The following is a 6,238-nucleotide window of genomic DNA, read 5'->3' as shown; positions in this document are numbered from 1 at the left end:
GTTAAAAATAAGAAGTTGTAGTAAAAATATAGATAGAATTTTAGGTTATACAGCTTTAAGTTATACTTATTTTAAAGAGCTTTTACATAAAAGTAGCTATCCTGCTTATATTGAATTTTTATTAAAATTAAAAAATCTTAAAGATAATAGTTTTACAAATTATTCTAAAGTAATTGAACAAAATTTATATTTAAGACAAAATAATGGTAGATATGCAGAATTTAAAGTTAGCTTTAATATTTCAAGAGATTATAATTATGATAGTAAACAAGCTAGGTTTTTAAATATAACAGCTCATCTTGCTTTATTAAAACAAGATATATTAGAAGATGAAATAAAAGAACCTATATCTTTTAGTGATATTTATAAACAAAGTAATTCTATCATAGGTATATTTGATAAAGAATTTAAATGTATTAGTGCTAATAAAGAACTAAGAAATTTATTAAATACTCAAAATGTACCTAAGATATATTTAAAAGACTTGTTAGCAAAAGAACAAGATAAAATTATTGCAAATATATTAGATGGCAAAACTTGTTCTATTAAGGATATTGTTTATTTAAAAGACTTTAATAACATATTGCATCCTAATAAATTAAGCTATGTTGTAACTAAGAATTCTTTAGGTGAGAATTTATATTGTTTAATTTTTAGACAAGAATACGACCCAGCAGAATTGGATAATTTTGTTGTATTTTGTAAAAATAGAATTGTAAATAATGAGAATTTAGATATTTTGTATTGCGAATATTACTATAAAGTAATTGGCAATAGAATTAACAATAATGAATCTTTTGATAATTTAGATTTTGATAAATTCTTAAATAATATTAGAAATTTTGATTTTACTAATGAAGAATTGGCTATTAAAGCAGATTATATGAGTAGATTAGTATCTTTAGTGAAAGAAAAAAATAGAGATAAAATTATGCAAATGTATGAAAACGGAAATAATATTTTTATAGGAGATATATATGAGCAAAGCTGACATATTAGTAGGTATTCAGTGGGGAGATGAAGGTAAAGGCAAAGTTGTAGATAAATTATGTGCTAACTATGATTTTGTATGTAGGAGTGCAGGAGGACACAACGCAGGTCATACTATTTGGGTTGATGGAGTTCGTTATGCTTTACATTTATTACCTAGTGGTATTTTGCATCATCGTTGTAAAAATGTAATAGGAAACGGGGTTGTATTAAATCCTGAAGTTTTGATTACAGAAATGGCTCAATTTGATAATTTAGAAGGTAGATTATTTATTAGTGATAGAGCTCATCTTAATTTAAGCTATCATGCACAAATTGATATTGCTAAAGAAAAATTTAAAGGTGATAATGCAATAGGAACGACTGGTAAAGGAATAGGACCTTGCTACGCTGATAAGATTTCAAGAAGCGGACATAGAGTAAGTGAGTTGCTTGAACCTGAAAAACTTTGTAATGCAATTTTGAAAGATTTTGTGATAAATAAACCATATTTTGATACTTTAGGTGTAAATGCACCTGATGCAAATGAGCTTTTGGCTAATCTTAAAAGATATAAAGAAATGTTAGCACCATTTATTTGTGATACTACAAGACTTATATGGAAAGCTTTAGATGAAGATAAAAAAGTCTTATTAGAGGGAGCTCAAGGTAGTTTATTAGATATTGACCACGGAACTTATCCTTATGTAACTAGTTCAACAACTATTGCTGCAGGAGCTTTAAGTGGTTTAGGATTAAGTCCTTATGAAGCAGGCAAATCAATAGGAATAGTAAAAGCTTATACTACAAGAGTTGGACACGGACCTTTCCCTACAGAAGATAAAACAGAGCAGGGCGAAAGAATAGGCGAAATAGGAAAAGAAATAGGTGTTAGTACAGGTAGAAAAAGACGCTGCGGATGGTTTGATGCAGTAGCTGTAAGATATACTGCTAGATTAAACGGACTTAGCGAACTTGCTTTAATGAAATTAGATGTTTTAGAAAATTTTGATAGTATTAAGATTTGTAAAGCATATGAATATAAGGGCGAAATAATTGATTATGTTCCAGCTGATTTAGAAAATGTAAAACCAATTTATGAAAGTGTTGATGGCTTTGGTAAAATTTATGGAATTAGAAGATATGATGATTTACCTGTAAATGCGAAAAAATATATCTCAAAAATTGAAGAATTAGTTGGTGTAAAAATAAAAATGATTTCTACTTCTCCTGAGCGTGAAGATACAATCATTTTATGAAATTTAAACAAATATTAAGTGTAAAAAAGCAAGCTTTACAAAATGCAGAGCTTGCTTTAAATAAAGCAAAACTTAAAAAAACTGCAATTGAACAAGAATTTGAATTAGTAAAAAAAGAATTAGACACATATCCAGAACCAAAAACTATACTTGAAATAAAATTAGCAAATGAAGCGATTTTTTTTAATTTAAATAAACAAAAAGAATTACTAGAAAAAATTAGTTTATGTGAAAAAGAGATAGTACATTTTACTCATTTGTATAAAAAAGCTTCGCTAGATTATGAGAAAATAAAATACTTACACGATGAAGAAATTAAAAAAAAGAAAAAAGAATTTGAAAAAAAACAAGCATTAGAGTTAGATGAAATTGCAACAATGAGATTTTTTGCAGCTAATCAAGATATAAATTAAGTTTAAGGTTTTTAGTAAGATATTTGATAAATTATTAAAAAAGGCTGTAAATCAAAAATAGCTTTATTTTAGATATACAACCGATATTCAAAAGAATATAATTAAAGCAATTGTTAATAATAAAGATAAGTATAGTAATATTTTTTTATTCTTACTACACGGAAGAAGAAAAAACGAAGTTTTAAGCCTTAAGTGGAAAGATATAGATTTTAAAAACGAAAGCTATATAATACGCTCCGAAAATTGTAAAATCTCTAAAACTATGGAATATTCTTTAACACCACTTTTAAAAGATAGATTAAAACTACATTTTGAATGGACTTTTTTCAATTCCGAAGAAGATTTCGTTTTTACAAACCCAGATACGGCAAATAAATATATAGATTTGCGTAGAGCTTGGAATAACTTTTTAAATAAAAACAATCTACCAAAAATGAGACTTCACGACATAAGACACTTAATAGGAACTTATGCTATTAATCATTTAGGACTTAGTATGGAAAGCGTAATGCTTACCTTAGGACATTCAAACATTACAACTACACACGGCTACTTAACACGCAATAAAAACCTTTCAAAAATGGTAATTAATAGCATTTTAGAAAGCGTTATAACTCCTTTAAATAACAATAATTAATTTTTACTAATTTATGCTTTATGCTTTGTTGGGGTATGGGGGAAACCCCCATAAAGGCTTAAAAGGTAATCCCTTTTAAGCCGTAGCAATAAAAACGCAAAGCGTTTTTACTCTAGTTAATGCGTTAGCATTAACACCACAAACGCATAAAAACGCCCTTTATTTCAAAAATCTACTAAAAACAATATTTACCTTTATTATTAGCCCTTTAATGATTTAAAGCACCATTAAACGCATTTAAAGGCTATATCTTTAAGTTTATTAAATTTAAAGCTAAATAATCTAAGAGAGAATAAAAAGGGCGTGAGTTATGGCGGGGGGGGGCGTGAGCCCAACGCCGTAACGAACCCCGCCTTGTCTATATTATACAATTTTGCGAGATTTTAAAAATTCGCCCCTTAAACGCCTATCACATAGGCATTTCAACCTTATTAAGTTTCACTTAAGAAAAGCAATAAACCAACATAAAAAAACAACATTTTCAAAGTAAAATAAAACTAAACTATTTTAAGAATTTTTTAAGTTCAAAGATGTTAGAATTCTAAACATTTATATAAAAAAGAAGTCTGATAAAGATTTATATATTAAATAAGTATTCTAATTACGCTAAAATGGTTGCGAAAGAGGGATTTGAACCCCCGACCTTCGGGTTATGAGCCCGACGAGCTAACCACTGCTCTATTTCGCGACAAAAAAGTGGATGGGGTAAAGGGATTCGAACCCCTGAATGACAGGACCAAAACCTGTTGCCTTACCGCTTGGCGATACCCCAATGCAAATTAAAAGCGTGATTATATATCAAAAAAATATATTTGTCAAGTAAAATTTTTAAAAAAATAATTTTTACTTATTTTTTTTGTATTTCTAAACATTTATATATTATTTTTACATACACTTAATTAAAATAATTATTAAAAGGAAAAATATGTCTTTTGTTAGTATAGAAGAAGGTATAAAAGAATTAAAAAAAGGAAATATGTTGATAATGCTAGATGCTGAAGATAGGGAGAATGAAGGTGATTTGATTTTTCCAGCAGAATTTAGCACGCCAGAAAAGGTGAATTTCACATTAACACATGCTAGGGGCGTTGTTTGTGTAGCACTAGATAAAAAAATTGCAGAGCATTTTGAATTACCGCTAATGGTTCCTAAAAATACTTCTAATCATGAAACGGCATTTACTATCACCGTAGATATTAAAACGGCAAGTACAGGTGTTAGTTCTAGCGAAAGAGATGCTACTATAAAATTATTTGCAAATAAAAATGCAGTTGCAAGTGATTTTGTAAGACCTGGTCATATTAATCCGTTAATAGCAAAAGATGGCGGTGTATTAGTTAGAACAGGGCATACGGAAGGAACGGTTGATATGTGTAAATTAGCTGGTCTTACTCATGCTTGTGTAATTTGTGAAATTATGAATCCTGATGGAACAATGGCTAGACGTGATGATTTAATAGAATTTGGCAAAAAGCACAATATAAAATTAGTAACTATTGAAGACTTAATCAAATATAGATTACAAAATGAAAGCTTAGTATCAAAAATTAGTGAAGAAAAAACCAAATTACTATGTAAAGACGTTAAAAAGATTGTATATAAAGATTTTTTAGGAGATATTCACACTATTTTTGCTTTTGCAGGTAAAAATGAAAAAAGTCTGATTAAGTTTTATAAGAGTTCTAAAGATATTAATATTTTAAATGCTACTAAATTAGAAGAAACTTTAAAATCAATAGATGATTTAAGTAAAGAAGGTGGTATGCTAGTATTTATGGAAGGCTTAAAAAGCGATGATAAAAACTATGGCATAGGAGCGCAGATTTTAAAAGATTTAGGCATTAATAAGTTTAAATTTTTAGGCAATCAAGAACAATTTGCAGCTTTAAGTGGCTTTGGCTTAATTATTGAATAATTAAAATATTTAGAATTTGAAATTAAATAATTGATTTCAAATTCTATTTTAAAACTTACTTATTTAAACCCAAAACCTTGCAGTATTCACAATACACACAACTAACAGAACGCTTAGCACATACTAAAGGTATATTTCTTTTTTTAGCTTGACTTTTTATTTTTTTCATAGTGTTATGATTTAAAAAACTTGTAAGCATAACAACACAGCCAGTATCTTGTGGAATGCTTTGACGATTTACTCTATTTTCATTTCTAGCATCCCAATGAGTGATTGTTTTTGCACCTAAGTCATGTAAAACTGCTTTAATAGGGGTAATCTCATCTGCACCAATAACCAAAACTGACATAAAACTCTCCTTAAAAATAATTTTGAGTATGATACTCAATTAACCTTTAAAGAAACTGATAATTATTATAAATTTCTAATAATTATATTAACTTACATTTTTATACAATGGTTTTAGGCTTTCATATGCGATATTTATTTCTTCAAATTTTTCTTTTAACACTCTTTTTACTTCTTCACTTTTTTCCGAGTGAAAATCAGGATGATAAACTTTACTTAACTTAAGATATTTATTCCTTACAACATCAAAACTAGCTCCTACTTCCACTCCCAATGTTTTAAAATGTTCTTCTAAAAGCATACAAACATTTAAAAACCTATTGTCTTTTTTCAGCTCATTTTTAATTTCTTTTTTAAATTGCAAATAAGCCAATTCGCTTAGACTAAAGCTTACGCAGTAATTTAAATGCTCGTTACAAGCACATAGTTTATCTAATAAACTTAAGGTATTTTCATCTTTATAAGTGATAATAAATTTAGTTTTTAATATTTTTATATCGTGCTCTTTAAAATAATTAGAAAGATAAATTATTAAATTTTTTTCAAGATTTGAGAAATTTAAAATTATATCTTTTCTCATAAAATCAAGCTTACAATTTATCATTGCTTTTAGGCTATTTACGCTTACTAGATTTAGTTTAAATTTTTTATAATATGCGGTATTTATATTTTGAAGTTGTTCGTTATTGTATTTTTT

The 6,238-nt window shown here is 27.6% G+C and carries 7 protein-coding genes and 2 tRNA genes; 5 read left to right on the top strand and 4 right to left on the bottom strand.

Translation table 11 applies throughout. The features are described from left to right. From KJQ99_RS08350 to KJQ99_RS08335, 4 genes are all read left to right on the top strand, one after another. On the top strand, positions 1-991 hold a 991-nt coding region (locus KJQ99_RS08350; RefSeq protein ID WP_214150523.1), incomplete at its 5' end, for a hypothetical protein. Beyond that, entirely contained in the window at positions 978-2,228 is a 1,251-nt protein-coding gene (locus KJQ99_RS08345; protein ID WP_214117184.1) for an adenylosuccinate synthase, read from the top strand. The genes KJQ99_RS08350 and KJQ99_RS08345, both read left to right, overlap by 14 nt. After that, entirely contained in the window at positions 2,225-2,641 is a 417-nt protein-coding gene (locus tag KJQ99_RS08340) for a flagellar FliJ family protein (protein WP_214117182.1), read from the top strand. The genes KJQ99_RS08345 and KJQ99_RS08340 overlap by 4 nt, the downstream gene beginning before the upstream one ends. A gap of 85 nt (positions 2,642-2,726) precedes the next feature. Next, complete coding sequence (locus tag KJQ99_RS08335; RefSeq protein ID WP_214150524.1) at positions 2,727-3,278, top strand: tyrosine-type recombinase/integrase; 552 nt, start codon at positions 2,727-2,729, stop codon at positions 3,276-3,278. Between the two features lie 612 nt (positions 3,279-3,890). On the opposite strand, the gene KJQ99_RS08330 is transcribed toward KJQ99_RS08335, so the two are convergent. Next, positions 3,891-3,966 (bottom strand) — tRNA-Met (locus KJQ99_RS08330). Between the two features lie 9 nt (positions 3,967-3,975). After that, a tRNA-Gln gene (locus KJQ99_RS08325) sits at positions 3,976-4,050 on the bottom strand. Between the two features lie 153 nt (positions 4,051-4,203). Between KJQ99_RS08325 and KJQ99_RS08320 the strand changes: the two genes are divergently transcribed. Next, positions 4,204-5,193: a bifunctional 3,4-dihydroxy-2-butanone 4-phosphate synthase/GTP cyclohydrolase II gene (locus KJQ99_RS08320; protein ID WP_214150522.1), complete on the top strand. Its 990-nt coding sequence runs from the start codon at positions 4,204-4,206 to the stop codon at positions 5,191-5,193. A 55-nt stretch (positions 5,194-5,248) separates the two neighbouring features. Here the strand turns inward: KJQ99_RS08320 and KJQ99_RS08315 are convergent, their stop codons facing one another. Both KJQ99_RS08315 and KJQ99_RS08310 read right to left on the bottom strand, forming a co-directional pair. Continuing rightward, entirely contained in the window at positions 5,249-5,542 is a 294-nt protein-coding gene (locus tag KJQ99_RS08315) for a DUF2325 domain-containing protein (protein WP_214117178.1), read from the bottom strand. Between the two features lie 87 nt (positions 5,543-5,629). After that, the coding region (locus KJQ99_RS08310) for a J domain-containing protein (RefSeq protein ID WP_214150521.1) at positions 5,630-6,238 on the bottom strand (609 nt) is incomplete at its 5' end.

The sequence above is a fragment of the Campylobacter sp. 2018MI13 genome (genome assembly GCF_018501135.1).
In the GTDB taxonomy this organism is placed as follows: domain Bacteria; phylum Campylobacterota; class Campylobacteria; order Campylobacterales; family Campylobacteraceae; genus Campylobacter_E.
This window is presented reverse-complemented; position numbering and strand designations above follow the sequence as displayed.

Excerpts from the sequence above, each read along its gene's own strand:
- KJQ99_RS08345 (WP_214117184.1), top strand. The coding sequence starts at position 978 with ATGAGCAAAGCTGACATATTAGTAGGTATTCAGTGGGGAGATGAAGGT.
- KJQ99_RS08315 (WP_214117178.1), bottom strand. The coding sequence starts at position 5,542 with ATGTCAGTTTTGGTTATTGGTGCAGATGAGATTACCCCTATTAAAGCA.
- KJQ99_RS08340 (WP_214117182.1), top strand. The coding sequence starts at position 2,225 with ATGAAATTTAAACAAATATTAAGTGTAAAAAAGCAAGCTTTACAAAAT.
- KJQ99_RS08320 (WP_214150522.1), top strand. The coding sequence starts at position 4,204 with ATGTCTTTTGTTAGTATAGAAGAAGGTATAAAAGAATTAAAAAAAGGA.